The organism is Xanthomonas hortorum, assembly GCF_040279205.1.
GTDB classification, from domain to species: Bacteria; Pseudomonadota; Gammaproteobacteria; order Xanthomonadales; family Xanthomonadaceae; genus Xanthomonas; species Xanthomonas hortorum_F.
On sequence record NZ_JBEOLS010000001.1, the window covers coordinates 161,053 to 187,916 of the forward strand.

General features: G+C 62.1%; 25 protein-coding genes and 1 tRNA gene. 10 read left to right on the forward strand and 16 right to left on the reverse strand.

The genetic code is table 11. From position 1 onward, the window contains the following. Positions 1–10 precede the first annotated feature (10 nt). The 4 genes from ABS769_RS00650 to thiS all read right to left on the reverse strand — a co-directional run bounded on the left by ABS769_RS00650 (position 11) and on the right by thiS (position 3,944). Entirely contained in the window at positions 11–1,873 is a 1,863-nt protein-coding gene (locus ABS769_RS00650; protein ID WP_317059842.1) for an SLC13 family permease, read from the reverse strand. Positions 1,874–1,941: 68 nt separating this feature from the next. Continuing rightward, positions 1,942–2,727 carry a tRNA (guanosine(46)-N7)-methyltransferase TrmB gene (trmB, locus tag ABS769_RS00655; protein WP_317059843.1) on the reverse strand — a complete coding sequence of 262 codons (786 nt, stop codon included), beginning with the start codon at positions 2,725–2,727 and terminating at the stop codon, positions 1,942–1,944. 172 nt (positions 2,728–2,899) lie between these two features. Next, positions 2,900–3,694, reverse strand: coding sequence for a thiazole synthase (locus ABS769_RS00660; RefSeq protein WP_023904929.1), 795 nt, complete (start codon positions 3,692–3,694; stop codon positions 2,900–2,902). Positions 3,695–3,743: 49 nt separating this feature from the next. Further along, positions 3,744–3,944, reverse strand: a complete 201-nt coding sequence (gene thiS / locus ABS769_RS00665) for a sulfur carrier protein ThiS (protein WP_168959888.1) — start codon at positions 3,942–3,944, stop codon at positions 3,744–3,746. Positions 3,945–4,134: 190 nt separating this feature from the next. Here thiS and ABS769_RS00670 point away from each other — a divergent pair, with 190 nt between their 5' ends. Together ABS769_RS00670 and ABS769_RS00675 are read left to right on the forward strand one after the other, a co-directional pair. Continuing rightward, entirely contained in the window at positions 4,135–5,919 is a 1,785-nt protein-coding gene (locus ABS769_RS00670; protein ID WP_317059942.1) for an autotransporter outer membrane beta-barrel domain-containing protein, read from the forward strand. Between the two features lie 121 nt (positions 5,920–6,040). After that, a tRNA-Gly gene (locus ABS769_RS00675) sits at positions 6,041–6,114 on the forward strand. A 121-nt stretch (positions 6,115–6,235) separates the two neighbouring features. Here the strand turns inward: ABS769_RS00675 and ABS769_RS00680 are convergent. Then, positions 6,236–7,450 (reverse strand): MFS transporter, encoded by a 1,215-nt coding sequence (locus ABS769_RS00680; RefSeq protein ID WP_317061821.1) that lies wholly within the window; start codon positions 7,448–7,450, stop codon positions 6,236–6,238. Further along, positions 7,447–8,637 carry a serine hydrolase domain-containing protein gene (locus ABS769_RS00685; protein WP_317061820.1) on the reverse strand — a complete coding sequence of 397 codons (1,191 nt, stop codon included), beginning with the start codon at positions 8,635–8,637 and terminating at the stop codon, positions 7,447–7,449. Before ABS769_RS00685 ends, ABS769_RS00680 begins: the two co-directional genes overlap by 4 nt. A gap of 113 nt (positions 8,638–8,750) precedes the next feature. Between ABS769_RS00685 and ABS769_RS00690 the strand changes: the two genes are divergently transcribed. Both ABS769_RS00690 and ABS769_RS00695 read left to right on the forward strand, forming a co-directional pair. Next, positions 8,751–9,671, forward strand: a complete 921-nt coding sequence (locus ABS769_RS00690) for a LysR family transcriptional regulator (RefSeq protein WP_317061818.1) — start codon at positions 8,751–8,753, stop codon at positions 9,669–9,671. A 98-nt stretch (positions 9,672–9,769) separates the two neighbouring features. After that, entirely contained in the window at positions 9,770–10,192 is a 423-nt protein-coding gene (locus ABS769_RS00695) for a YqaA family protein (RefSeq protein WP_104552056.1), read from the forward strand. Positions 10,193–10,401: 209 nt separating this feature from the next. On the opposite strand, the gene ABS769_RS00700 is transcribed toward ABS769_RS00695, so the two are convergent. After that, positions 10,402–12,648 carry a methyl-accepting chemotaxis protein gene (locus ABS769_RS00700; protein WP_350498044.1) on the reverse strand — a complete coding sequence of 749 codons (2,247 nt, stop codon included), beginning with the start codon at positions 12,646–12,648 and terminating at the stop codon, positions 10,402–10,404. Positions 12,649–13,100: 452 nt separating this feature from the next. On the opposite strand from ABS769_RS00700, the gene ABS769_RS00705 reads away from it, so the two are divergent. Continuing rightward, entirely contained in the window at positions 13,101–13,385 is a 285-nt protein-coding gene (locus tag ABS769_RS00705; protein ID WP_317061816.1) for a hypothetical protein, read from the forward strand. Here ABS769_RS00705 and ABS769_RS00710 read toward each other — a convergent pair. Together ABS769_RS00710 and ABS769_RS00715 are read right to left on the reverse strand one after the other, a co-directional pair. After that, on the reverse strand, positions 13,382–13,651 hold the full coding sequence (locus ABS769_RS00710) for a hypothetical protein (RefSeq protein WP_176339293.1): 270 nt from the start codon (positions 13,649–13,651) through the stop codon (positions 13,382–13,384). The two genes, ABS769_RS00705 and ABS769_RS00710, sit on opposite strands and share 4 nt — an antisense overlap. A gap of 163 nt (positions 13,652–13,814) precedes the next feature. Then, entirely contained in the window at positions 13,815–15,002 is a 1,188-nt protein-coding gene (locus ABS769_RS00715; protein ID WP_317061815.1) for a hypothetical protein, read from the reverse strand. Between the two features lie 255 nt (positions 15,003–15,257). Between ABS769_RS00715 and ABS769_RS00720 the strand changes: the two genes are divergently transcribed. Beyond that, positions 15,258–15,653, forward strand: a complete 396-nt coding sequence (locus ABS769_RS00720) for a hypothetical protein (protein ID WP_317061814.1) — start codon at positions 15,258–15,260, stop codon at positions 15,651–15,653. An 88-nt stretch (positions 15,654–15,741) separates the two neighbouring features. Further along, on the forward strand, positions 15,742–16,134 hold the full coding sequence (locus ABS769_RS00725; RefSeq protein WP_055824272.1) for an H-NS histone family protein: 393 nt from the start codon (positions 15,742–15,744) through the stop codon (positions 16,132–16,134). A gap of 356 nt (positions 16,135–16,490) precedes the next feature. Here ABS769_RS00725 and glgX read toward each other — a convergent pair whose 3' ends face one another. After that, entirely contained in the window at positions 16,491–18,623 is a 2,133-nt protein-coding gene (glgX, locus tag ABS769_RS00730; protein WP_317061812.1) for a glycogen debranching protein GlgX, read from the reverse strand. A 506-nt stretch (positions 18,624–19,129) separates the two neighbouring features. Between glgX and rimK the strand changes: the two genes are divergently transcribed. The 3 genes from rimK (at position 19,130) to ABS769_RS00745 (ending at position 22,383) form a co-directional block, all read left to right on the forward strand. Then, on the forward strand, positions 19,130–20,035 hold the full coding sequence (gene rimK / locus ABS769_RS00735) for a 30S ribosomal protein S6--L-glutamate ligase (RefSeq protein ID WP_167387213.1): 906 nt from the start codon (positions 19,130–19,132) through the stop codon (positions 20,033–20,035). Between the two features lie 343 nt (positions 20,036–20,378). Then, positions 20,379–21,056: a response regulator transcription factor gene (locus tag ABS769_RS00740; RefSeq protein ID WP_006448355.1), complete on the forward strand. Its 678-nt coding sequence runs from the start codon at positions 20,379–20,381 to the stop codon at positions 21,054–21,056. Next, positions 21,049–22,383, forward strand: coding sequence for a sensor histidine kinase (locus ABS769_RS00745; protein WP_023904912.1), 1,335 nt, complete (start codon positions 21,049–21,051; stop codon positions 22,381–22,383). The genes ABS769_RS00740 and ABS769_RS00745 overlap by 8 nt, the downstream gene beginning before the upstream one ends. Positions 22,384–22,518: 135 nt before the next feature. Here the strand turns inward: ABS769_RS00745 and ABS769_RS00750 are convergent, their stop codons facing one another. The 6 genes from ABS769_RS00750 to ABS769_RS00775 form a co-directional block, all read right to left on the reverse strand. Continuing rightward, entirely contained in the window at positions 22,519–22,821 is a 303-nt protein-coding gene (locus ABS769_RS00750; RefSeq protein ID WP_317061811.1) for a type II toxin-antitoxin system RelE/ParE family toxin, read from the reverse strand. Then, the gene (locus ABS769_RS00755) at positions 22,818–23,003 is read right to left on the reverse strand and encodes a hypothetical protein (RefSeq protein WP_006448358.1); all 186 of its coding nucleotides are present in this window, start codon (positions 23,001–23,003) and stop codon (positions 22,818–22,820) included. Before ABS769_RS00755 ends, ABS769_RS00750 begins: the two co-directional genes overlap by 4 nt. Positions 23,004–23,100: 97 nt before the next feature. Beyond that, entirely contained in the window at positions 23,101–23,502 is a 402-nt protein-coding gene (locus ABS769_RS00760; RefSeq protein WP_317061809.1) for a SymE family type I addiction module toxin, read from the reverse strand. 531 nt (positions 23,503–24,033) lie between these two features. Further along, positions 24,034–24,657, reverse strand: a complete 624-nt coding sequence (gene coaE / locus ABS769_RS00765; RefSeq protein WP_317061805.1) for a dephospho-CoA kinase — start codon at positions 24,655–24,657, stop codon at positions 24,034–24,036. Positions 24,658–24,670: 13 nt separating this feature from the next. Beyond that, entirely contained in the window at positions 24,671–25,534 is an 864-nt protein-coding gene (locus ABS769_RS00770; RefSeq protein WP_317061804.1) for a prepilin peptidase, read from the reverse strand. 6 nt (positions 25,535–25,540) lie between these two features. Further along, on the reverse strand, positions 25,541–26,794 hold the full coding sequence (locus tag ABS769_RS00775; protein ID WP_317061803.1) for a type II secretion system F family protein: 1,254 nt from the start codon (positions 26,792–26,794) through the stop codon (positions 25,541–25,543). Between the last annotated feature and the right edge of the window lie 70 nt (positions 26,795–26,864).

A 26,864-nucleotide genomic window follows, 5' to 3' on the forward strand; every position in this document is an offset into this window, starting at 1 on the left:
CTACACCGACTCAGCGCGCCGCCCACCAGAACATCAGGTTGATCATCGACACCATCACCACGATGTAGATCAGCGACAGCGGCGCGCCCACGCGCCACAGCTCGCGCGGTTGATAGTTGGCCGGGCCGGCCACCATCGAGATCACCGGGTTGGAGGCGGTCATCAGATTGTTGGATGCCGACAACGCCACGATCAATGCGAATGCAGTGGGATTGCCATTGGCCGCCAGCGCCAGATTGACCGCGATCGGCACCATCACGATGGTCGCGCCGACATGGCTGATCACCAGCGAAAACGCAGTGGTCAGCAATGCCAGACTGATTTCCAGCGCCCACACCGGCACGCCTTCGGGCAGGCGGTCGATGGTGTGGCCGGCCACCCAGGCTGCGGTGCCGCTGCTGTCCATCGCCCAACCCAGCGGGATCAGGCCGGCCATCATGAAGATGGTCTTCCAGTTGATGGAGGCGTAGGCCTCGTCCATACGCAGCACGCCGCTGACCAGCATGCAGGCCACGCCGGTCATCAACGTCAGCGCCACCGGCAGGCGCGAGGTCAACGCGATCAAAATGGTGAAGGCGAAGATCGCCATCGCGATCTTGAACTTGTGCGGGCGCTGCTCGCCCTTGGGGAAGTCGGTCACCGGCACGAAGTCGCGGCTTTCCGCCGCCTGCGCCAGGTCCTGCCAGATGCTGTGGAACACCAGCATGTCGCCGCCGCGCAGCGGCACGTTGCGCACGTCCTCGCGGATCACCTGCTTGTCGCGGTTGATCGCCAGCAGGCTGATGCCGCTCTGCTTGCGCAGGCGCAATTCGCCGGCGGTCTTGCCGATCAGCCGCGAGTTCGGCGGAATCACCGCTTCGGAAATACCGGCCAGGCTGGGGTTGAACAGGTCGCCCAGGTTGCGCAGGCGCGAGGACATGCGCAGGAAGTGGTTCTGCGCAAAGTCGGTCACTTCCTGGCGCGGCCCCATCGCACCGAGCACGCTGCCGACCCAGATGCGCATGTCGGCCGGCGGCGCCAGGCGGGTGTCGTTGCCGGTCTTCAGGGCGAGCAGCAACGGCGCGTCGTGCAGCGCTTCGGCCTCGCCCAGGGTCATGCCGACCAGCGGGCTTTCGGCGCTGACGGTGAGCTCGAACACATCGCCGTCGATGCCGTAGGTCTTGGCGAAATAGCTCTCGGTGCGCGAGGGCGTGACGCCTTCGTTGATCAGCCGTTCTTCTTCGATCAGCTTGCGGTCGCCATAGAAACGGAAGTACAGCAACGCGGCGATCAGCAACGCCACCCCGATCGGCAGCGGAGCGAACATCGTCAACGGCTCGATGCTGGCCATGCCCGAGGGCAGGTTGTTGTTGGCAGAGACCAATAGATCGTTGAGCAGGATCAGTGGCGAATTGCCCACCATGGTGAGCGCGCCGCCCATCACGATGGCCGCCGCGATCGGCAGCAGCATGCGTTGCAGGGTGAGCCCGGTGCGTGCGGCCAGCCGCGAGGCCACCGGCAGGTACAAGGCCATCACCGACGGGTTCTGCATGAACGACGAGTTCAAGCCGGAGATGGCCAGCGTCATCATCATCAAGCGTTGTTCGCTGCCGTGCGAGCGCCTCAATAACCACGTCGCCAACCGATTCAACGCACCGGTGCGCTCGAGCCCCGCCCCGAGAATGGTGGTGGCGATGATGCTCATCACCGCGTTACCGGAGAAGCCACCGAACAGTTCTTCCGGCGCCACCAGCCCGGTCACGCCCAACACCACCAGCACGATCAACGCCACCACATCGGCGCGGATGCGCTCGAACAAAAACATCGCCATCGTAAAACCGACCAGCCCGAGGACGAGCTTCATATCGTTGGTCAGTGTCAGCGCGGTGTCCATTGAGGTCCGGGAATGGGGAGTCGGGAATGGAGAATGGGAAAAGCGGGGAAGGCCGACGCAGGTGGACGCTATCCGGATACCGGAGGCAGTTGCCCTTGCGATTCCCCATTCCCGACTCCCCATTCCCGGTCATAAACCAGATCCCATACGCCGTGGCCGAGCTTCTGGCCGCGTGTTTCGAAGTGGGTCTGCGGGCGCCAGGCGGGGCGTTCGACGTGGCCGCGTGGGCCGGCGCGATTGACCAGGCCCGGTGTGGCGTCGAGCACGTCCCACATCTGTTCGGCGTAATCGGCCCAGTCGGTGGCCGCGTGCAGGCGGCCGCCATCGCGCAGCTTGCGCACGAGCAACTGCGCAAACGCCGGTTGGATCAGGCGGCGCTTATTGTGGCGCTTCTTGTGCCATGGATCTGGGAAATAGATGCGCACTTCGTCCAGCGCGCCATCGGCGATTTCGTGCTCGAGCACTTCCACCGCATCGTGGTGATAGAGGCGCACATGCGTGCTGTCGTCGTCGTGCAAGGCATTGAGCAAGCGGCCGACGCCGGGCGCATGTACCTCGATGCCGATGTAGTCGCGGCCGGGATCCTGCTGCGCGGCAAAGCGCAACGCTGCGCCGTTGCCGAAACCGATTTCCAGCACTTTGGGTGCGGCGCGGCCGAAGGCAGCATCGAAATCGCGCGGTGTCCCGACGTAATCCAGACCGAAGCGCGGCCACAACTCATCGAACGCGCGCTGTTGCGCAGGCGTAAAGCGGCCCTGCCGCAGCACGAAGCTGCGCACCTGCCGGCGGCCCTCTTCGATGGTGAAGGGCTTGGGCGGCATCTTGGCGCCGTCACTGGTAAACGGATCGGTCATGAATTAAGTCATCAGTAAAACGAAAGCCCCTCTCCCGCCGGAAGAGGGGTTGGGGTGAGGGTACGGCGTGAGGGCGCACGCGCAGCAACGCGCGATCTAGCAACGGCAACATCCGGCACGCCGCACTGCCAATCATTGCGCCTCGACTGCAATGTCAACGCAGTACACCCACTCATCCAATCACACCATCAACCGGGCTCGACGCCGACGCATACCGCTTGCGCGGAATCCGCCCGGCCAGAAACGCCTCACGTCCCGCTTCGATCGCCTTGCGCATCGCACTCGCCATCAGGATCGGGTCGCGCGCACCGGCAATGGCGGTATTCATCAACACGCCATCGCAGCCCAGCTCCATCGCGATCGCCGCATCAGAGGCCGTGCCTACGCCGGCATCGACAATGATCGGCACCTTGGCGTTCTCGATGATTTCCAGCAGGTTGTACTTGTTCTGGATGCCCAGCCCGGAGCCGATCGGCGCGGCCAGCGGCATCACCGCCACGCAGCCGATCTCTTCCAGCCGCTTGGCCAGGATCGGATCGTCGGAGGTATAGACCATGACGTCGAAACCATCGGCGACCAGTTGCTCGGCGGCCTTGAGCGTCTGCACCACGTCCGGATACAGCGTGCGCTCGTCGCCGAGCACTTCCAGCTTGGTGAGGTTGTGGCCGTCCAGCAGTTCGCGCGCCAGCCTGCAGGTGCGCACCGCATCGTCGGCGGTGTAACAGCCGGCGGTATTGGGCAGCAGCGTGTAGCGATCCGGCGGCAGCACGTCGAGCAGGCTGGGCTCGTTCGGGTTCTGGCCGATGTTCACCCGGCGGATCGCCACGGTCACGATCTGCGCGGCAGCGGCTTCGGTGGCCAGGCGGGTTTCGTCCAGATCCTTGAACTTGCCGGTACCGGTCAGCAGACGCGAACGGTAGGCCTTGCCGGCGATGATCAATGCATCAGTGGGGGCAGTAGTCGTCATCGGGCAATTATCACCGATCGCGCGCAGCTGCGCCGGCTTGCGCGCAGCATCAACCGCCGCCCAGCGCGTGCACGATCTCCACCACATCGCCTGCGTGCAACTGGTGTGTGGCATGCCGCCCGCGCGACACGATTTCGCCATTGACCTCGACCGCGACGCGTCGCTGTGCAAGACCTTCCTGCTCAAGCAGGGTGATCAGGAGCAAGTCATCGGGAACGTCGCGCTGGGTGCCGTTGAGTTGGATGTTCATGTCATCATTGTTGCATCGCGTGCCGTCGGAGCGCGCGTTTTTGCGTTATGCGGCAATGCAGCGTGAGCGCGGGCGGCGAGGGTGAAACCATGTGCCATTCGCCGGCGTACGTATGCCGGTCCGGTCCAGTTCCACACACCTTTGAGCAGGCACTCCCATGGCTACATCTCTTCGCCCGATCCGTTCCCTGATGGCCGTTGCCATCGCCATTGCGGCCACCCCGGCCATGGCTGCGTCTGCGTTCGACCAGACCGTGTTCTTCGGTGACAGCCTCACCGACAGCGGCTACTACAACCCGTTGCTGCCGGCCGCCTCGCGCGCAGTCACCGGCAAGTTCACCACCAACCCCGGTTTTGTCTGGGCCGAATACGTCGCCGACCATTTCGGCACCAACGCCGCACCCAACGGCAACGGCCAGACCGGCGACAACTACGCTGCCGGTGGCGCCCGTATCCAGGCCGGTTCGACCAGCGTCCTCGGCGCTGCACCGTCGGTGACCAGCCAGATCAACACCTATCTCACCGCCAATGGCGGCCGCGCCAACCCGAATGGGCTGTACACCGTGTGGGGCGGCGCCAACGATCTGCTCGCCGCTGCCACCGCGCCTGCGCAAGCGCAGACCATCATCGGCAACGCGGTCACCGCGCAGGTCGGTGCGGTGGGCGCCCTGCAGGCTGCCGGCGCGCGCTACGTGATGGTGCCGACCATTCCGGATGTGGGCATCACCCCGCGCTTCCGTGCCGGCGGTGCCGCCGCGATGGCGCAGGGCACTGCTGCGGCGACTGCCTACAACACCGCATTGTTCAACGGCCTGCGTTCGGCCGGCCTGCGCGTGATTCCGGTCGACACCTTCCACATCCTGCAGGAAGTGGTCGCCGATCCGGGTACCTACGGCTTCAGCAACGTCACCAGCACCGCCTGCAACCCGGCAGTGCCGCTGCCGGCGTGTAACCCGACCAGCTTGGTCGCGGCCAACGCACAGAACACCTATGTGTTCGCCGACGGTATCCACCCGAGCACCGCCACCCACCAGATCCTGGGCCAGTACGCCATCTCGCTGCTGGAAGCGCCACGTCTGCAGCAGGTGCTGACGCATTCCGCGCAGGCCATTGGCCGCGCACGCGCCGACCAGGTGGCGTGGCATCTGGACGGCAAGCCGGACGCCGATGGTCTGCGTTGGTGGGGTAGTGTGCGTGGCGACATGCAGCGCTACGACCATGCCGATCTGTACGACGGCATGGCCCCTGCCGGCCTGTTCGGTGTGGATTGGAGCGCGGGCGATCTGGTGTTCGGCGGCTTTGCCGGCTTCGGCAGCATGGATGCCGATTTCGGCAACCGCAACGGCAGCTTCAAGCAGGACGACACCACCCTGGGCGCGTTCTTCGGCTGGTACACCGGCCCTGTGTGGGTCAATGCGCAAGTCAGCTACAGCGCGCTGCGCTACGACGTCGACCGCGAAGTGCAGCTCGGGCCAGCCACGCGCGTGCATAGCGGCTCGCCCGACGGCAGCAACCTCACCGCCGCGGTCAACGCCGGCTATTCGCTGGGCGAAGGCAACGTCAAGTACGGCCCGGTGGTCGGCCTGACCTGGCAGAAGCTCAAGCTCGACGGCTACACCGAAAGCAACGAAAGCTCCACCGCGCTGGGCTACGCCGATCAGGACATCGATTCGCTGGTGGGCCGCATCGGCTTCCAGGTCCGTCTGGACGGTGCTGCGGTCAAGCCGTACGTGCAGGCCACCTACGACCACGAGTTCAAGGACGGCACCGAGGCCAGCGCCTGGCTGCAGTCGATGCCGGAAGTGGGCATGTACACCGTGCCGGGCCAGAACTTCGATCGCAACTACGCCACCGTCGTGCTGGGCGCCCGCACCGGCCTGTGGGGCCTGCAGAGCAATATCGGCCTGAGCACCACCACCGCCCAGCGCAGCGCCCGCGATGCAACGCTGTTTGTGAATTTCAGCGGCAACTTCTGATCCACGCCGCACAGCTGTCCACGCGGTAGATCTGCAAGACACGAGGGCCGGGCAACCGGCCCTCGTCACGTCTGCGCATTGCGCCCGACACCCGCACCCGCCTAAACTCTCGCAACGCCACGCGGGCGTAGCTCAATGGTAGAGCTGTAGCTTCCCAAGCTACTGACGAGGGTTCGATTCCCTTCGCCCGCTCCAGATGCAGCAAGCGTTTCGGCACATCTGCCCGCTCCGCAATCCTCAGTGCGCTCCGCAATTCGATGCGTCTTTACTGCGCAAGCCGTCCTGCGCGGTGGCATCGGCTCCCTACGTCCAGCGTTTATGCCTGTCTTCCGACCGTAGCCGGCCGCGATACGTCGCTGTCATCGTTTGATGCCGCAAAGCCATGTCGCTTGGCCGTCCACGTCACGACCAGCGTTGCGGCAAGCAGCACCAGCAGTGCAGGCGGGAACGCGCCGACACCGTATTGATCGAGCAATACGCCACCGAGCAGTCCGCCGCCGGCGATGGCGGTATTCCACGCGGTCACCAACATGGATTGAGCGACATCGGCTTCGTCTCCGGCGGATTTGGCGAGCGCTGTCTGAAACAACGTCGCGCTGCCGCCGAAGGCAAGCCCCCAGACGCCGACCGCGATGTAGACGATCGCGGGAGACGTGCCGGCCAGGCCCAGTGCCAATGCCGCAACGCAGAACAGCAGCGTGCTGGTCAGCGTCAGTGCGCGTAGATGGCGGTCGATCAGTACGCCCACGATCCAGATGCCGATCAGCGATGCGCCACCGAAGACCAGCAACACCAGATCGGTGCGCTGCGCCATGCCGGCCTCCGCCAGGAACGAGGCGATGTAGGTGTAGAGAATGTTGTGGGCCAACACGAAAGCCAGCACCACGAACAGCACCGGCCGAATGCCGGGCAACCTCAACACATGCGCCAGACGTTGCTGCTTGCCGTGCGCCTGCCCGGAGAAATCCGGTACCTGCAGGCGCACCCACAGCATCAGGATCACCGCCAGGACGCTCATGATGCCGAAGCACACACGCCAGCTCACCAGGCTGCCAAGGAACGCGCCGGCCGGCACGCCCAGCGACAATGCCAGCGGTGTGCCAACCATGGCGATCGCGATGGCGCGGCCTTTCTGATGCTCGGGCACCATGCGCGCCGCATAGCCGGCGAGCAACGCCCACAACAATCCGGCCGAGACGCCTGCCAGAAAGCGCACCACCATCGTCAGCGCATAGCTGCTGGACAGCGTGGTGATCGTGTTGGCGATGGCGAAGCCGGCGATGGCCGCCAGCAGCAGCGGGCGACGGGCAATGCCCTGGGTGGCGATGGTCAATGGTATCGCTGCCAACAAGGAACCGAGGGCATAGATGGTGACGGTCTGACCAACCCAGGCTTCGGAGACGGCCAGGCCATCTGCCATCTGCGGCAGCAGACCCGCTGGCAGCGCTTCGGTGAGGATGGTGATAAAGGCGGCCATGGCAAGCGCGAGCAAGGGTGCCAGTGGCAAGCGGTCTTTCGCAGTCGAGTTCATTGCCTTGCTTCCACAGTGGCATACACCGCATCGCGCAGATCGGTGACGAAGCTGCCCGACATGCCTTCGTACAAGGTGTTGGTGAAGGCGACCACGCTCAGGCCTAGCGCCCGGTCAACAAACCACGAGTGGCCATATGCACCACCCCAGCGCCAGGTGCCGACAGATTCCGGCGATGCGGCGAGCGCGGGGTCGCGCAAGACCGAGAACCCCAGTCCGAAGCCAAGCCCTGGCAGATCCTGCAGCGCAGCGCCTCCGGTCTGATCGCTCGCCATCTCCTCGATCAACTGGCTAGGCAGCAGCTCGCCATCGCCATCGCGCAAGGCTTCGAGCAGACGCAGAAAATCCTCGGCGGTGCCCACCATGCCGGCACCGCCAGAGGCAAACGCCTGCGGATCGAAGATGCGGGCGGGGCTGTAACGGATGCCGATCGCACCTTCGAAGGCCGAGACGGTTTCTGCTTCTGCCAGGCGATGCGGCTGCGGCGCTGCGTTGACGTAGGCGGTCGCCACACGCTGCGTTTCGGCGGTGACGAAATCGGTGTCCGCCATGCCCAGTGGTCCGGTCACCAATGCGCGCACCGCGTCGTTCAACGGGGCACCGTACACACGTGCAATCAACGCACCCAGCACGTCGGTTGCCAGCGAGTAGCCCCAGGCCGTGCCTGGCGCATAAAGCAGCGGCACGCTGGCAATGCGGCGCAGATTTTCTTCCAGCGTGATGTCAGCGGCATCCATGCCGTCGGAGACGCCGGCGACTGCATAAGGACCATTGGCGTCTGCTTCAAGAAAGCGATAGCCAAGGCCGGCGGTATGGCTGAACAGTTGGCGTGCCGTGATGCGTGCAGGGCGGCCATCGGCCAGCCGTGGCTGGAACTCGGGCAGCCAGCGATCGATGCCTGCGTCCAGATCCAGGCGCCCTTGCGCCACCAGCACCAGCGCAGCGGTTGAAATGATGGGTTTGCTGACCGATGACAGACGAAAGAGCGCATCCACGCGCATCGCGCGACGGCTTTCCCGGTCTGCCCAGCCAGCGGCCTGCCGGTGGATCAGCTCACCATTGCGGGCGACCAGGACGACCGCTCCCACCAGACGTCGATCGTCCAGGGCGTGCTGAACGACCGCCTGGATGTTGGTGGTCAGTGCGGGCGGCATGGCGATGTGCAGCGGAGAGAGGGACGTTGTCATGAGAGTGGTCGGTCGAGAGACAGTGCAGGCAGCGTAGACAGCCTTCGATTAAAGAAAAACTGGGGTAGAGTTCCGCGTTGTGCGGAACCAGATGTCCGCAATGGAGACGTGTGGTGGAAAGCCTGAGCGGGTTCGTGGTGTTCGTGCAGGTTGCCGAAACGCGCAGCTTCGTCGCGGCTGGCCGGTTGTTGGGCGTGTCGGCGTCTGCGGTCGGCAAACGCGTGGTGCGTCTGGAGGAAAAACTTGGCGTGCGGCTGTTTCATCGCAGTACGCGCAGCGTCACGCTGACAGCCGAAGGCACGTTGTTCCTGGAGCGTAGCCGCCGCATCCTCGCCGAGATCGAAGCAGCAGAACTGGAACTTTCGCAAGCCACTGCCGCGCCGCGCGGGCGCTTGCGGGTGAGCCTGCCGCTGGTCAGTGCGTTGGTATTGCCGGTGCTGGGTGACTTCATGCGCCACTATCCCGAGATCGAGTTGGATCTGGATTTCAGCGACCGGATGGTCGATGTGATCGAGGAAGGATTCGATGCGGTGGTGAGAACCGGCGAGCCGAGTGATTCGCGCCTTTCGGCCAGGCGTCTCGGTGGCTTCCAGATGATGCTGGTGGCTGCGCCCGAGTATCTCGCGCAGCGCGGCACTCCGCGTGTGCCGGTCGATCTGCTGCAGCATGCCTGCCTGCATTACCGTTATCCCAACTCGGGAAAACTGGAAGCCTGGCCGCTGCATACGCGGCGCAACAGCGGCGAACTGGTGCTTCCCACCTCGATGATCTGCAACAACATCGAAACGCGCGTGTACTTCGCAGCGCAAGGACTCGGAATAGCCTGCCTGCCGGATTTCGCTATCCGCGACCTGCTGGCAGACGGGCGCCTGCTTCCCGTGTTGGCCGAGCACGTGCGGCGCAGCGGCGCGTTCCACGTGCTTTGGCCAGCAAGCAAGCACCCTTCGCCGAAGGTGCGGGCGTTTGTCGACTTTCTGTGTGCCAGGGTGTTTCCTGACGAAAAGGTCAAGCGGCGAAAGCCGGTCAAGCGGTAACGCTGCGCCATGTCGCATTGGCGTCGGTCGTGGCGTAGATGCTGCGCCGGATGCATCGCCCAACCTCCTGCATCATCACAACATGCGCAACGTAGCCAATGACGTATCTCTCGCTTTTCGCACTTGCGCTTATCGCAGCCACCTTGCTCCCTGCGCAGTCGGAGACGGCATTGGTGGCGCTGCTGTTGCGCGGTGATTCTGCGTTGGGGCTCGTGGCTGCTGCGAGCATCGGCAACGTGCTCGGCTCGCTGATCAACTGGTGGCTTGGGCGCGAGGCGTTGCGTTTTCAGGCAAAGCGCTGGTTCCCGATCAAAGCGGCTGCATTACTGCGCGCCCAGGCCTGGTATGGCAAATACGGCAAATGGTCGCTGCTGCTGAGCTGGATGCCGATCATCGGCGACCCGTTGACACTTGCGGCGGGGGTCATGCGCGAGCCGCTGCGCGTGTTCCTGCCGCTGGTTGCGATCGCCAAGACCACCCGTTACGCCTTGCTCGCATGGGCGACGCTGAGTATTGCGTAGACAGCGCAACATCTGAGCATCGAGCGACTCGCCAGCGCGTTATAAATTTCAAGCGTGGGGCGATTACGTAGACGCTCGGTCGCCTACCACTTGGGAGCGGGTCCAATGAAGACGATCAGGCGCATGGACAACCTGCACGTACATGCCTGGACGTGCCTTGATGAAGCAAAAAAACCCGGCATTGCCGGGTCTTTGAATGCGGTCGAGGCTTAGAATTCCTGCCAGTTACTCCCGTCACTGGAAGCAGTGGCAGCCAGCTTTTTCGGTGCAGACGCTTGGCGGGTAGCGGCTTTGACCGGTGCTACTGTTCGGCCGCTGACCAGGCTGAGCTTTGATGATGCGGTTGGTACCGAACGCGCGCTGTGCGTGCTCGTCTGCGCGATCTTGAACACCGCAACCGCTTCGGTGAGCTGGCCGGCCTGTTCTTCCATCGAGCGCGCGGCCGCGGTTGCTTCTTCCACCAGTGCCGCGTTTTGCTGGGTGGTCTCATCCATTTGCGTGACAGTGATGTTGACCTGCTCAATGCCGACCGACTGCTCCTGCGAGGCCGCAGAGATCTCACCCATGATGTCGGTCACGCGCTGCACGCTGGCCACAAGCTCGGCCATGGTGTTGCCGGCGGTGTGCACCAGCGTGGAGCCTTCGGTAACGCGCTGTACCGAGTCGTCGATCAAGCCCTTGATCTCCTTCGCAGCTGCGGTTGAGCGCTGGGCGAGCGTGCGCACTTCCGAGGCCACCACGGCAAAGCCACGGCCCTGTTCGCCGGCGCGCGCGGCTTCCACGGCCGCGTTCAGCGCAAGGATATTGGTCTGGAACGAAATGCCGTCGATGACGCTGATGATGTCGGCGATCTTCTTGGACGAGGCTTCGATGCCGGCCATGGTGCCCACGACCTTGCTTACGATCTCGCCGCCTTGCGAGGCCACGCTTGCCGCACCGATCGCCAGCTGATTGGCCTGGCGTGCATGCTCGGCGTTCTGGCGAACGGTGGAGGTGAGTTCTTCCATCGAGGCTGCGGTTTCTTCCAGGTTGGCCGCTTGCTGTTCGGTACGGTGCGACAGATCCTGATTGCCGGCGGCGATTTCGCTGGCAGCCGAATTGATGGAGATTGCCGAGTGCTGGATGCGCCCGACGATTTCCGCCAGCTGCGCGGCGGTGGTGTTGGCGTCATCACGCATCTGTGCGAACACGCCATTGAACTCGCCGCTCATGCGCGCCGTGAGGTCGCCCGCTGCGATGGACTGCAGCAATGCAGACAGCGATTGCAGGTTGCCGTCTGCGGTGGACATCAGGTGATTGAGGCTGGTGACCATGGCGCGGAAATCATGCTGGAAGCGCTCGGTGTCGCCACGCACGCTGAAGTCCCCGGCTGCCGCTGCCGAAGCCAGGCGGCTGATTTCCTGATTGATCGCCTGCAGATTCTGTTTGACCTGGTTCATCGTCTCGGTCACCACCGCCTTCTCGCCCGGCAGCCGATCCATTTCGTCGGAGAGATCGCCGATGGCGTAGCGCCCGATGATCTGTGTCAGGCGCATCGTCATGGCGATATGCGAACTGGCCAGGGCGTTGGCATCGCGCACCATGTGACCGAACTCGCCAGGAAACGCATTTTCGTCCATGCGGTAGCTGATCTCGCCGGCATCGTGCCGGCGTGCCATTTCCAGCTGCGCGGCGATGACGCCTTGCAGGCGATCGCGGATGCGATAGACCGCACTGGCCAACTGCACGGTTTCGTCCTTGCCGGTGACCTTGATATCGACGTCGAGCACGCCGCGCGACAACTGCTCGACGGCGGCAACTGCCCGCTGGATCGAGCGTGAAATCGCGTTCCCCAGTAGCATCGCGATGCTCACGCCAGCCAGCGCGATCAACCCCAACGCGATCGCCGACAAGGTGATCGCGCGCGTGTTGGTGGCCTGTTGCTGCTGATAGCGCAGCTTGGCGGAGGCGGCCAGCTCGTCACGCAAGGTGGCAAGCCCGGCAAAGGTGGCGTTGGCGTTGTCCTTGACCTGGGTCCGATTGACTTCAGCGCCGCCGGCGATATCGCCAGCTTCGATCAACTCGATCTGGCGCTGCATCCCCGCTTGCATCAGCGCATAGCTTGCCGTGATCTTTTGCAGCTGGGCGGTGTGCTCGGCTTCCTGGCTCAGCAACTGCTTGAGTTCCACGATGCTGGCCGCGACTTGCGTGAAGCGCGTTTGGTTTTCCTGCTTCCATTGCGTGATCAGCTCGGGCGTGCCGATAGCGATCATGCGCAGGATGTTGATATCCACCCGGGTCAGCTGACCGTCGATGCTGCTGGCAAGCGCAGAGCCGGTGAAGTCGCGATTGTAGAGCGTGCCGACATTGTTCTTGGACGTGTGCAGGCTGTTCAACAGGAACAGACACAGCAGGATGCTCGGAATCAGCGTTCCCAACAATGCCAATATAAATTTGCTTTTGATCGTGGGTAGCATGCTGGGACCTGGGGAAGAAGCGGAGGAGTGGGAGGAGCCGGCGAGTGACTGGCCTGCCCGAGCAACCTGAGGCGTTGTCGCCAACGTCGACCGGCCTGCTTGGTTCGCTAGCGCTTGCCGAGGTGTCTCAATCCGTTATCGGCAGATTTCACAAGATCTTGACTCGATGACGAGCTGAGTAATTCGCTCCGTCAGGCCGGGCATCGGTTTTAGTGGCGGCAAGTTCGCAGCTGAGATCTTTCATCGAGTCGAAAGCCGTCTCGACTTCAAGGGAAAGCGATCTTGCCAACGCACTGTCGGCAGCGCTCGGTGATGAAAAAGCATCGCTTCAGAGGTTCGCGCAACGCCTCTGCCATACGGTTCAGTAATGTCTTGGCGAATCTTGCGCGCAGCCGGTACAAACCCGTGCATTGCGGATAGCCTGTGCATCTTGAAAGGGATTGCGTGCGGAAATGACGGAGCAGTTGACCGAGCAATGGATGACGGCAGTGACCGATGCGCTGAGCGAATTGCAGGCATCAAGAGTCGCGCAAGGGGCGATGCTGGAAGCAATGCTTGCTTCGCATCCCGAACCGGCCTTGCTCAGACTGTGCTGGGATCGCCTGGCGGCATCGCTGATTGCCACAGTGGCGCAACGCAAAGCGTCGTCGACAGTGGAAAAACCCATTGAGTCGCACACGTTGGAGCAACTCGCCTTCTGGAACGAGCGGTTCACCCGGTGCTTCCCGCCTGCTTAGGCGGCAGCTACTGCAAGTCGGCCCTGATCGAGGCAATGCGCATCGAAGCGCACGCGCCCATCGCTGGAGACCTCGCACATCGCCATCCACTGCCTGGCGTGATCATGCGCGGCGATGCGGTCGGCGAACGCATCGCCCGGCACACGGTACCGCTGCAAGGTAATGCCGCCAGATTTGCTGAGCAGCAGTTCAGCCGAAAACTGCCCTTGGCCGGGCGTGACATGCGCGGTGAGCTGATAGTCGCCCACGTGCCGAATCGATGACATTCCCAATCGTGATCCTCCTTGACCTTGGTTAATTAGCGCTTTTGGCGTCCATGCCTGCGGGCCGACGCCGATGGTCCATCAGCCTGCAGGCCGCCGATTCTGCCAGAAAATCACTCGCATCGCTGTCAGGAACCACGAGCGGGGCCGTAAGGGAATTCCTTCACTACAACAACGGCGCCCGCTTGGCGAAGCGCTGCGCGCCGACCAGTGCCCAGGCGTGGTCGCTGATCTTGTTGGTCGCGATCACGCAACAGCCGCTGTCGAGACAGTCGTTCCAGTTGTCTTCGCTATTGGCGAGATACGCACGGATGATGACCTCGGGTCTGCCGACGCAGGCCTTGAATGTCTTCATCCATTGATCGCGATCAGAGTGGAAGATGTGGAAGTTGAAAAAGACCCGGTGAGGATCCGAGGGATTCTCGGCGGCATCGGTGTCTTTGTCGGCGAAGCACAGCCGCGATTTCGGCGCGGTCTCCGCATAGGTCTGCTTGTCCTGTTTGTTGCCGGTCACGCAGACAAGAAACGTGTTCTTCAAGTCTTCAATGAAGGGCCAGCCATTCTTTTCGGCGCCAAGTGCCAGCGTCTGTTGTGACCCCATCAGTTCGCCAGGTGTATAGATGCGCGGCAGCCTGTCCTTGAGATACGCATCCAGTTGATCAGGGAAGTCTTTGGTCGCAGTGTGTTTGAGGTCCAGGTGCAAGGTGATCACGTCGTGGCCGTCATTTTCTTTCGACCACACCGCCAGGTCGCTCAAAAAGCCGGAGAGCTGACGGTAGTGCTTATCGTAGGAACCCTTGTGGCCAACCGACCAATCCAGGCCATCGTCGGATTGGGCGATATCCAGTTCCAAACCGCCACACCCGCAATCGTAGTGATTTTTCGGGTTCCAGGTGATCTGCTGGCGCAGGGTTTCGTCGCGCTGATAACTGTTGTGCGAGGCCTTCATGGAGACGTCGTTGTAGCGCAACCGACTGATGCTCACATCCGCCAGGGTGACGTCGATCCGTCTCAGATCGGCGTCGCCGGGCGAGCTGCGGTGGCCCACTGCCGCAATCTGCAGATCGGCCGTTTTCGATGTGCCGGCCAGGCCGCTGCCTTCCTGCGGGTCCTTGATGCTGTTGATGTTGAGCGTCGCGATGACCGTGGAGGTCGCGCTATCGATGAGGTCGATGTCCAACTCACCATGGTGGGCGGTCTTGGCCTTCACGGTATAGGTCTGTTTCGAGTCTGCTTCGATGGTTTTGCCATCGATGGAGTCGCCGTCGCCTTCCACCCAGTAATTCCGGGTTACGTGGGTGACGATGGTGTAGCTGGAGCGGTTGTCGATTGTGACCGTGGCCGGGCTGGACATGGGAATCTCCACCGTGACGCGGGGACGGTCGACTCTACGCATGAATCGGCCTCGATGTCGGGTGCTGGCTTTTGGTAATCGATCGCTAGAAGAAGTCTGCTAAGGCATGCATCGAAATGACATCGATTGCAGAAAGTAACTTCCTGAAAAACCCCGATAGCACGCTTCGTGATTTCCTTGCCCATGGTCAGGAACCTCCTGATTGAGCGCATCGCCGATGGTGGTCATAGTTGTGGCCATGATCGAGCGAGCACCATGACTACGACACATCCTCAACTCATCGGCGCCCTTCTCAAGGGCATGCGTCGCGCCGAGTCCGCACACGCTGCATCGATCGCCTATAGCGCCGGCATCGCCAGGCAGATGAATAGCGGCTACGGCACGCCGGCCGATGCCGGCAGGGTGCTGGAGATGTTTGCGCTCGACCCGGAACAGATTCGAGAGCTGGGCCTGGTGGGGGTGGAGGAGCTGGGCGAGACGGTGTGCCACGCCTGGTCGATCAATGCCGGGGAGCCGGAGCGGGTGATGCAGTGGTTTTCCGCGCCGAGGGTCGAGTTCGTGGGCAAGCACTGCAGCGAGTTGATCCGTGCCGGGCGGATCGGGCCGGTGCTGAGCATGGCCCGGGAGCATGCGCTGCTGGGCCCTCGCTGACCGCTTCCAGACTCGCGCAGGCCACAGCGCTTTACGCTAGCCGGCGCAACGGCAATACTCGTTGATCCGCCCAACGTCAGTTTTGCCAATGCGCCAGGTTCCGCCTGCTTCACCCTCCGCCGCCGCCAAAGCCCAATTGCTGGAAGAGCTGCGTAAGCTCGAACAGGAAGAAGCCCAGCTGAAATATGCCCAGACACTGGAAGCCTTTGACCAGGTCGTCGAAGTGCTGACCCAGTTTGGTGGCCGCTTCAACGCAAAACAGAAAAGCCAGATCGCGTCCCTCGCAATGACCGGCAAGTCCAAGGGCCCGCTATCGTCCACCGGTGAAGTCGTGGCCAAGTACTGGATTCCGCATTCCGGCGAGACATGGTCCGGGCGTGGCCGTACCCCGCGCGCCTTCAAGGCCTGGGAAGGCACCAGTTCGTACAAGGAATGGAAAGCCAATCATCCGGACAAGCGGTTTCCGCTCTATCCAGGTTGAAGCTCTGTTCCAGCTTGAGCGCTGTCTGAATTTGTCTGTTTTTTCGATAAAAGCGTGTTGGTCGTTGCAATGATTGATTGAATTTTGCTGCGCCAAAGTTTGACCGCTTTGTTTAAAGTGCCAAAAGAGAGCGCGTCACCGAATTCTCGCGTGCCTTCATCCAACTGCCGTCGCGGTATCAGCAGGACTGAGAGCGGCTGACAAAACGTAGCAGTAGTTTTGTCGGTCGTTCTGAAAGTCCGCCAGCCATTTGGATCCTGGCATCGTTGATATGGCTGGTTTCTAAAGCGCACAAAAAAGCTCGCTGTCTGCCAGATATCAGCAGACAGCGAGCCTGTGTCACCTCTCGAACAACGTTACTGGTCGCTCTTGCACTCGAAGACCGACACGCTGCGTGGCGGGGCCAGGAACTCGCTGGCGCCGGCCGGCATCATGTCCACTTCCAGTGCTTCGTCGGTGGAGAGCACCAGCTTCCAGTGCACCGGTTCATCGGACGAGGGCAGGGTGAAGGTCACCCCTTCGTGGTAGGCATTGATGACGATCAGCAAGGTGTCGTCGTTGGCCAGTTCCTTGACGCCCGAGGTCTGCGCCTTGCCTTCCAGCAGCAAACCCACCGAGCGTGCACCGGCATCGGTCCAATGCGCGTCGTCCATCTCGGTGCCGCCGGGATTGAGCCAGGTCAGATCGCGCAGGCCGGCCTCCTCGTTGTACTGGCCGTTGAGAAAGCGACCGCGCGACAGGATCGGGTAGCGCTTGCGCAAGCCGGTGAGCGCCTTGACGAATTCGGTCAAACGGCCATCGGTCGGGTCGTTTTCCCAATCCAGCCAGGTGATCTCGTTGTCCTGGCAATAGGTGTTGTTGTTGCCGCCTTGCGACTGTGCGCGCTCGTCGCCGCTCAGCAGCATCGGCGTGCCTTGCGAGAGCAGCAAGGTAGCGAGCAGGTTTTTCATCTGCCGCTCGCGAATCTGCAGGATCTCCGCGTTGTCGGTATCGCCTTCTTCGCCGTAGTTGCACGAGCCATCGTTGGACGAACCGTCCCGATTGTCCTCGCCGTTGGCGATGTTGTGCTTCTCGTTGTAGCTCACCAGATCGCGCAGGGTGAAACCGTCATGCGCAGTGATGAAGTTGACCGACGCCCATGGGCGGCGACCGCGCCGATCGAACAGATCGGCCGAACCGGTAAAGCGGGTGGCAAACTCGGCGAGCTTGCCCTCTTCGCCCTTCCAGAATTCGCGCGCATTGTCGCGGAATTTGTCGTTCCACTCCGACCAACCCGGCGGGAAATGACCCACCTGATAGCCACCGGGGCCGCAATCCCACGGCTCGGCAATCAGCTTGACCTCCGTGAGCAGCGGGTCCTGGTTGCAGGCATCCAGGAAGCCGCCACGCTGATCGAAACCGCTCGGCTCGCGCCCCAGGATGGTGGCCAGGTCGAAGCGGAATCCGTCCACATGCATCTCGCCGGCCCAATAGCGCAGCGAATCGTTGACGAACTGGATCACACGCGAATTGCTTAAATTCAACGTATTACCGGTGCCGGTGTCGTTGATGTAGTAGCGCTTGTCTTCGGCAAGACGATAGTAACTGGCATTGTCGATGCCCTTGAACGACAGCGTCGGGCCCAGCTCGCTGCCTTCGGCGGTGTGGTTGTAGACCACGTCCAGAATCACTTCCAGGCCCTGCTTGTGCATGGCCTTGACCATGTCGCGGAATTCATCGCGATGCCCGCTGGAGAGATAACGCGACTTCAGCGCAAAAAAGCCGATGGTGTTGTAGCCCCAGTAGTTGCGCAGGTCCTTGTCCAGCAGATGCTGGTCGTCCAGATACGCATGCACCGGCAACAACTCGACGGCAGTGACGCCAAGGTCCTTGATGTACTGCAGCACCTGCGGCTGCGCCAGGCCGGCAAACGTGCCGCGTACCGCCTCCGGCACCTGCGGGTTGCGCATGGTGTAGCCACGCACGTGGGTTTCGTAGATCACCGTTTCGTTCCACGGCTTGAGCAGACGTGCGTCGTCTTCCCAGTCGTAGGTGTCTTCGACCACCACGCACTTGGGCATGAAGGGCGCACTGTCGCGCTCGTCGAAGCTCAGGTCGCCATCCGGGTGACCCACGGTGTAGCCGTAGAGTTCGTCCGCCCAGACCAGATCGCCATCCAGCTCGCGCGCATAGGGATCCATCAGCAACTTGTTGTGGTTGAAGCGATGCCCCTCGGTCGGCGCGTACGGGCCATGCACGCGGTAGCCGTAGCGCTGGCCCGGTTTGACGTCGGGCAGATAGCCGTGCCAGATCTCGTTAGTGTATTCGGGCAGATCGACCCGCGTCTCGGTGCCTTGTTCGTCGAACAGACACAGCTCCACGCGCGTGGCATGCGCAGAAAACAGCGCGAAATTGGTGCCTGTTCCATCGAAGAGCGTGCCACGCGGGAACGGGCGCCCCTGGCGGATGCGGGAGGGGTTGGCATAGGCCGCGCTTGCTGGACGTCGCATTGAGAGTCTCGGGTGCGCCGGCATGCCGGCATTAGGGGACTCAAGCATTGCGGTTTTGCCTGTGCAAAACGCGTCACGGCGGCAGGGGCATGGCGTGAGGGCGACATGCGGCAGTCGCTGCGCTCGCCTGATCACTGCGCAGCGCGGCTGGACGTGGGCGTGCCCACGCAATGCTGCGCCGAGTGGGTCGAGCAGCACTGGCGTCGGTGCTTGTTGGCGCATTCGGCACAGACATAGGCACAGATAACGTGCATGCGCGCAGCATCCAGCGCAATGCATGTGCGCATTGCTTGAGCGCCGCGCGGCCGCCCTGCTAGCATCCAGACCACTGAGGTTGCGCAACACTTGCGTCGCTTCGATAGCGTTGCCGAGCAGCTTTCGCCTTTCCCTCCTCGGGGCCGTCGCACACCAGTTGGATCGAAGCGTGCAGGGCAGGGTTGCAGCCCACACGCGCGATCGACTGGCAGACGTACGGACTTGGGTCACTTCGTCACTAGACTCCGACCATGTCCAGGCCGCGCCGCGCACCCTCCGCGATGAAAATCGCCATCCTGTCCCGCAACAGCAAACTGTATTCGACCCGCCGTCTCATCGAGGCCGGGCGCAAGCGTGGGCACACGGTACGCATCCTCGACCCGCTGCGCTGCTACATGCGTATCGCCGCCGATGGCTTCAGCCTGCACTACAAGGGCAAGCCGATCACCGGATTCGACGCGGTGATTCCGCGCATTGGCGCCTCGGTCACGCGCTATGCCACCGCGGTGTTGCGCCAGCTCGAATTCATGGGCAGCTACACGCCCAATCCCTCCGACGCCATCCTGCGCTCACGCGACAAGTTGCGCGCGCATCAACTGCTGGCCGCGCAAGGCATCGACATGCCGGTGACCGTGTTCGGCGACAACCCCGACGACACCCAGGACCTGCTCTCCATGCTCGGCCCGCCGCCGCACGTGGTGAAGTTGAACGAGGGCACCCAGGGCGCCGGGGTGATCCTTACCGAGAAGGCCAGCGCCTCGCGCGGCGTCGTCGAAGCCTTGCGTGGGCTGTACGCCAACTTCATCGTGCAGGAATTCATCGGCGAGGCCGAGGGCGCCGACCTGCGCTGCTTCGTGGTCGGCGACCGGGTGGTCGCCTCCATGCGTCGCCAGGCCGCCGAAGGCGACTTCCGCTCCAACCTGCACCTGGGCGGCACCGCCGCAGTGGCCGAAGCCACGCCGCAGGAGCAGGAGGTGGCGGTGCGCTCGGCGCGCGCGCTGGGCCTGGCGGTGGCCGGCGTGGACCTGATCCGCTCCAATCGCGGCCCGCTGGTGCTGGAGGTCAATTCCACCCCCGGCTTGGAAGGCGTGGAAGGCGTCTGTGGCGTGGATGTGGCCGCCGCGATCATCGAGCACCTGGAGCAGACGGCCCGTTGATCGAGGATTTAACATTTTTATCAAAAAATAACGAAACCCTAATCCTTGCCCCGCTAGCCTCTCCCGACCGTAGCTCCGCTCTCGGCAGTGACGGTGATCGGGATGCATTTTTGGCCCGGGTGCTTAGCGGCACCTGGGCCTTTTTGTGATGGCTTGCCGGGATTGGGGTTCACGTCTACATTTCCTTACTCAATCAGCGACGGAACCACCAGCAACGCTGAGCATCACGCAGTACGTTCGGCGGCCGAATGGCGCCAACTGCTGAAACAACCAAGACGACCGCGCGGCTGCAACGGCACCTTGCCATACGCAGCCGGGTACACGACCCAACAATGAGGTTCCAGTGCGCATTCTAGTAATTGAAGACAACAGCGATATCGCCGCCAATCTTGGCGACTATCTCGAAGACCGCGGCCACACGGTGGATTTTGCAGCTGACGGCGTCACCGGCCTGCATCTGGCTGTGGTACACGAGTTCGACGCCATCGTGCTCGATCTCAACCTGCCCGGCATGGATGGCATCGAGGTGTGTCGCAAGCTGCGCAACGAAGCGCGCAAGCAGACGCCGGTGCTGATGCTCACCGCGCGCGATTCGCTGGACAACAAGCTGGCCGGCTTCGACTCCGGCGCCGACGACTATCTGATCAAGCCGTTCGCGCTGCAGGAAGTGGAAGTGCGGCTCAACGCACTCTCGCGGCGCGGCAAGGGTGTGCACACCCGCGTGCTGGAAACCGGCGATCTGGAATACAACCTGGATACGCTGGAAGTGCGCCGCCGCGGCAAGCTGCTGCAGCTCAACCCCACTGCGTTGAAGATCCTGCAGTCGCTGATGGAGGCGTCGCCGGCCGTGGTCACTCGCCAGGAGCTGGAAACTCGCGTCTGGGGCGAAGAACTTCCGGATTCGGACTCGCTGCGCGTGCATATCCATGGCCTGCGCGCGGTGGTCGACAAGCCGTTCGACGTGCCGATGATCCAGACCCGTCACGGCATCGGTTACCGCATCGCCTCGCCCGATGCCTGAAAGCAATAACGGCGCGCGGCCCGCCCGCAGGCGTGGCCGCTACCGGCGGCGCCTGCGCAGCCGCATCATCCTGTCGTTCGTGCTGTTGGGCTTCTGCCTGACCACGCTGTTTGCCTTCGCCACCAACTGGGCGCGCTCGCGCGTGGAAAACCAGTTGGTCGAAGACGTGATGAACCGCAATATCGACGCCTTCGCGCAGCGCTTCTATTCCGACCCGTTGCGTAACCCCGATCTGCCGGTGCAGCAGATGCGTGGGCGGGTGGTCAAAAGCGACAAGTTCGAAGCGCTGCGCCTGGAGCAACCCGAGTGGTATCAACTGCCCGACGGCATCCACACCATCTCCGGCGTGGACGAGGGCGGCAACGCGTACTCGTATAAGTTGGCTGTGCGCAAGACGCCGAGCGAGTGGTTCTTCCTCGCCTACGACATGACCCAGACCCTCAAGGGCGAGATCCAGCTCAAGCGCACCCTGATGCTCTCAGTGCTTGTTTTCAGCGGGTTTTCGTTGGTGATCGGCTGGTGGTCCGCCTCCAAGGTGATGCGCCCGGTGTCGGATCTGGCCGCGCGCCTGCGTGCCTACCGTGGCGGCACCAGCGAGCCCAAGCCGTTGGCAGCGCACTTCCCCGATGACGAAGTGGGCCAGCTCGCAGAAGCCCTGGACGATTACTCGGCCCGCCTGACCGAAGTGGTGCAGCGCGACCGCGAATTCAACGCCGACGTCAGCCACGAACTGCGTACCCCGCTGGCGGTGATTCGCGGCGCCACCGAACTGCTGCTCAGCAAGCCCAATCTCGACGAAAAGATGCTGCAACGCCTGCAACGCATCCAGCGCGCCGAACTGCAGTGCAGCGACCTGATCGGCTCGCTGCTGCTGCTCTCGCGCAACGAACGCGGGCAGGGCAGCAGCAATGTCGCCAAGGTGGCCGAACAACTGATCGACGCGCACCGCGCCCAACTCGGCGGCAAACCGCTGGAACTGCTGCTGGAAGGCGAGCGCGACTTGGTCATCGACGCGCCCGAATCCGCATTGTCGGTGGCGCTAGGCAATCTGATCGGCAACGCGGTCAAGTACACCCAGGACGGCCAGGTGCGCGTGCGCGTGCTGAGCGATGCGGTGGAAGTGATCGACTCCGGCCCCGGCCTGAGCGAAGAGGACGCCGCCAAACTGTTCCAACGAGGCTACCGCGGCACCCACGCCGGCCACTCGCAAGGCGGCGGCATCGGCCTGTCGATCGTCAGCCGCCTGTGCGACTTGTACGGCTGGCGCGTCAGCGTACGCCCAGGCCAGGAGCGCGGCGTCATCGCAACACTGGCGTTCCATCGCTAACCAACCACCCGCTTGCGTAGGAGCGCACCCGGGCGCGACGGCCTTACAAGTATGGCTCGGCGACGCAATAGATAATATCTTTCCCTACTCGACCCGCAACGCATTGCCCGGCAGTTCAGACCAGTCCACAGGCACTCAACGTTGCAGGTCGGACAGGTCCGATGGCATCAGTTGGCGGTAGTGCAGCACCGTCAGGATTTCCACCTGCGTTGGCGTAACGCGGTAGATCAGTCGGTAAGGGCGTTCCAGCAACTCCCGCACCTCAGCGGGTGCGTAGCGTGGCAGCGCTCTGCCCATCGCGGGCGAATGACCCAGCTCCAATGCGCGCCGCGCCAGGGCGACTGTCACCGCTTTCGCCATGGATGGTGAATGCTCTTTCAGATAGGCCTGGATTTCCAGCAGCCTGACGTGGGCGCTTGGCGTCCAATACACCCTCACGCAGACAATTCAAGCTGCCGAAGCACATCCTCAGCAGCAATCAACTGCCCGCCATCTGCCTCTTCGATCCCCTTTTCAATAGCCCGGTGCAGTGCGGCTTGGTAGATCAGGTCCTCCCAGCGTGCATCTTCCGGCAACGCATCCACCAGTTGGTGAGCTTGCTGTTTGAAGAGAGCGGACATGGCAGGCATCTCACGAAGAGTTGGTTCGATTCTAGTCCCCCAGCTGCGGGAGAGCCAGAACCGCTGGGGACGATCGCCGTATGCGGAGGGCAGTCGCTCATGGCGTGTGGGCGCGTACAACCGTCACAACCAATTCTCCCTCGCGCGCAGTGATTTGCAGCTTGCAACCGACCGCAAACCCCAACTGCTCCAGCCACAGCCCGCGCAAGCGCACGCTGGGAATGCGCTGGCTGTGCGGCCGGCCCGGCTCCGCCTCGTAGAACGCATAACCCACCGTGCAGCGCGTGGGCGTGCGCGCCTTGCGCGGTGGGCGCGGCGGCAGATCGTCCACGCGGCGCCTGGGGCGACGGTCGAAGTCGAGGTTGTCCACATCGAACGTGGGCGATGGAACCAGCCGCACGGGCTGTGCATCGATCGCGCGCTCAGGCTGCTTGGCGGTAGCGGTGCGTTTGGCATCCGGCTTGGACTGCTTCGAGGTTGGAGACTGCGCCCGGCTCATCGCCTCACCTCCACAAACACCATGGGGTGATGAAGCCCACTAATCTGCACTATCGATACATTTGCCATGACAACCCCTCCTTCGAAGAACAGGCACCGTCGCCGGCCAGCGACGGGATGTCGGGAGGTTAGAAACCGCTCATAGCCGGCGGGCGTATTCCTCCCGGAGGAGTGTTGTATTAGCCGCCCTCCCGACGCAGGCATCGCGTCGGCTTGCACCTGCAGGCAGGCACAAAAAACCCACCAGTTTGACGGAGGTGGGTACCGCTATGAGAGGAGTTTCTACGCTCCTTGAGGCAGAGGTTGCTACTGGTTGTTTGGGATGTCAATTGCGGGGAAGTAAATCAGGCGAAAGGTGAGTTCCTTGATTCCGGCTTCGAGTGCATCACGCTGTTAGTGGCGCGTGCCACAGGTACCGGCAGGCCTGCTGTGCAGGAATAGTGGATTCGATGCATTGCATCCAAATCATTTTTCACCGATGTGATGGTGGCCGTGCAGCCGTGGCGCATATCGCATACGGGAGTATCAAACGTTAGTTCTCGATTCGATGGGTTTGAAGCGCCGCTCTGTAATTCGCATCTAGTCGCTGCGCGTGTTGCGCCAGCTGGTCCGTATTGCCCTCATTGCTTGCCACATCATCGGCAATGGCCAGCCGTTGTGCGCGAGAGGTTTGTGCTGCAATCATCTGATCGGCAAGGGCTGACGTACTGCCGTCGCGTTGCATCAGGCGGGCGTGTTGAAGCGCAACCGGTACGTCGACGACCAGGATGCGGTCGAGCCAGGGATAGGTCGCCCGTGCCCCTGCTTCAGCGAGTAAGGGGATTGCCACGATAGCGTAGGGATGATTAGCCGCTTTCGCCGCGCGCTGCAGTTCGGTGCGAATGGCAGGATGGGTGATCGCTTCGAGCGCTTTCCGCTCGGCTGGATCCGCGAAGACGATTTTGCGTAAAGCTTGCCGATCCAGCGTGCCATCCGGCAACAAAATGCCTTGGCCAAAGCGGTTTGTGATGGCATCAAGTATGAGACCAGGCGCCACCACCTGCCGCGCAACGACATCGGCATCGATCACGGGCACACCCAGCTTCTCGAACTCAGCGGCAAGGGCGCTCTTGCCAGAAGCAATACCGCCAGTGAGGCCGACGATGAAATCGCTCATCGCCGTGCCCCGATCAACGCAGGCCTGCGAAGTGCAGGTAGCCGTCCACCAGATCGTTACCCCAGAAGAACACCACCCAGCCGGCGATGGCCAAATAGGGGCCGAACGGGATCGGGGTGGCGCGGTCGCGGCCCTTGGCCACCAGCCAGATCGAGCCGAGGATGGCGCCGACCAGCGAGGAGATCAGGATGATCGGCAGGATGCCTTTCAGCCCGCACCAGGCTCCAAGCGCGGCTAACAGCTTGAAATCGCCGTGACCCATGCCTTCCTTGCCGGTGAGCTGCTTGAACAACCACCACACCGTCCACAGCGAAACATAGCCGACCGCCGCGCCCAGCAGAGCGGGCTTGGCTGGCATGTAGAGGTTGTCCATCGAGCCGACCAGGCCCAGCCACATCAGCGGCAAGGTCAGTTGATCCGGCAGCAGCTTGTGGCGCAGGTCGATGCCGGACATCGCCACCAGAAAGCAGCTCAGCACAATCGCGCCGAAGCCCTGCCAGCCGAAGCCGAAGCGCCACACGCTGGCCACGCACAGGATCGAGGTCAGCAACTCCACCAGCGGATACTGAAGCGAGATCGGCTTGCCGCTGTAGCGCGACTTGCCGCGCAGCATCAGCCAGCTGAAGAGCGGGATGTTCTCCCACCACTTGAGCTTGTCGCCGGTCACCAGGTCGTGAGAGGGCTCTACCACGATGCCCGGCGGCGGTGGCTCGTAGATGTCCGGCAGCTCCAGGATCTCGCGCGCATCGCGCCGCCACTGCCACTCCATGCGCTTGGGCAAGCGCAGGATCACCACGTTCAGGAAGCTGCCGATCAGCAGTCCCAGTCCGGCCGCGGCGGGAAAGCCGAGACCGGGATGCTGGTCGAGAAATGCCATTACGTCTTAACCCACCACTGCGCCAAGTTTGAAGATCGGAAGATACATGCCGATGACCATGCCGCCTACGACCGTGCCAATGAAAACCATAATCATAGGCTCCAGTAGACTACTAAGCGCGTCGACTGCATTGTTGACTTCTTGTTCGAAGTATTCCGCAACTTTAAAAAGCATTGCATCCAGTGCGCCAGCCTCTTCACCGATTGCGGTCATTTGGATCACCATGTGAGGAAATAGATTCACTTGTTTCATTGCCATGTTGACTGGATAGCCAACCGAAACATCATCGCGCATCCGTAAAACTGCTTCTTCATAAAGTTTGTTGCCTGTAGCTCCAGCAACAATACCAAGCGCTTCAACGAGAGGGACGCCAGCCTTAAAAGTAACTGCTGTCGTCCGGGCAAACCGTGCAATTGAGCTGTTATGCATGATTGTGCCGATGACAGGAACCTTTAAAATCAAGCGGTCCATGCCGTGCTGCATGCGAGGGGAGCGTTTATAGGAAAACACAAATCCGGCGATCGTGCCGCCGAGTGCGAATAGCACAACCCACCAGTAGCTCACCATGAACCGTGATGCGGCGACTATCATCTGGGTAAAAGCCGGAAGCTCCGCGCCGAAACTTTTGAAAACCTGTTCAAATTGTGGAACAACAAAAATGAGTAGAATTGCGCTGACTATTAAGGCGACTGCGACCACCATTGCGGGATAAAACAGAGCTTTCTTGATCTTGCCTTTGAGTGCTTCAATATTCTCCTTATAAGAAGCGATGGTATCCAGTACTGTTTCCAGTACGCCAGCACCTTCTCCAGCTCGCACTAGATTGCGATATAACTCGTCAAATTGGACTGGGTGTCTGCTGATCGCCTCATGTAGCGACGAGCCGCCCTCGATGTCGGTTCGAACCTGTCCTACCATTTTTTTCATACGAGGATTTTTATGTCCCTCGCCGATGATTTCTAGAGCACCTACAATGGGCACGCCAGATTTCATCATCGTTGCCATCTGGCGGCTGAAAAATGCTATGTCCTTAGGCGTGATTTTTTTACCTGCAGCTCCAAACAATGGCCTCTGCTTAGGCTTCACTACAGATGGTGAAATGCCTTGCCGACGTAGTTCGGCACGCAGCATTGTTACATTGCGAGCAGGCTGCTCGCCTTTCATTTTGATGCCGCGTTTGTCGGTGCCCTCCCACACGAAAAGCTGTTGGGCAGTAATTCCCGGAGTCTGCTTGTTGAGGGTGCTGCGTGCGACTGCCATAAATTGTCCCCTTCGGCCATCCCCAGGCCGTTGCTTCTCTATAGTAGCGTGTTTAGGTTGCAATGGTTGC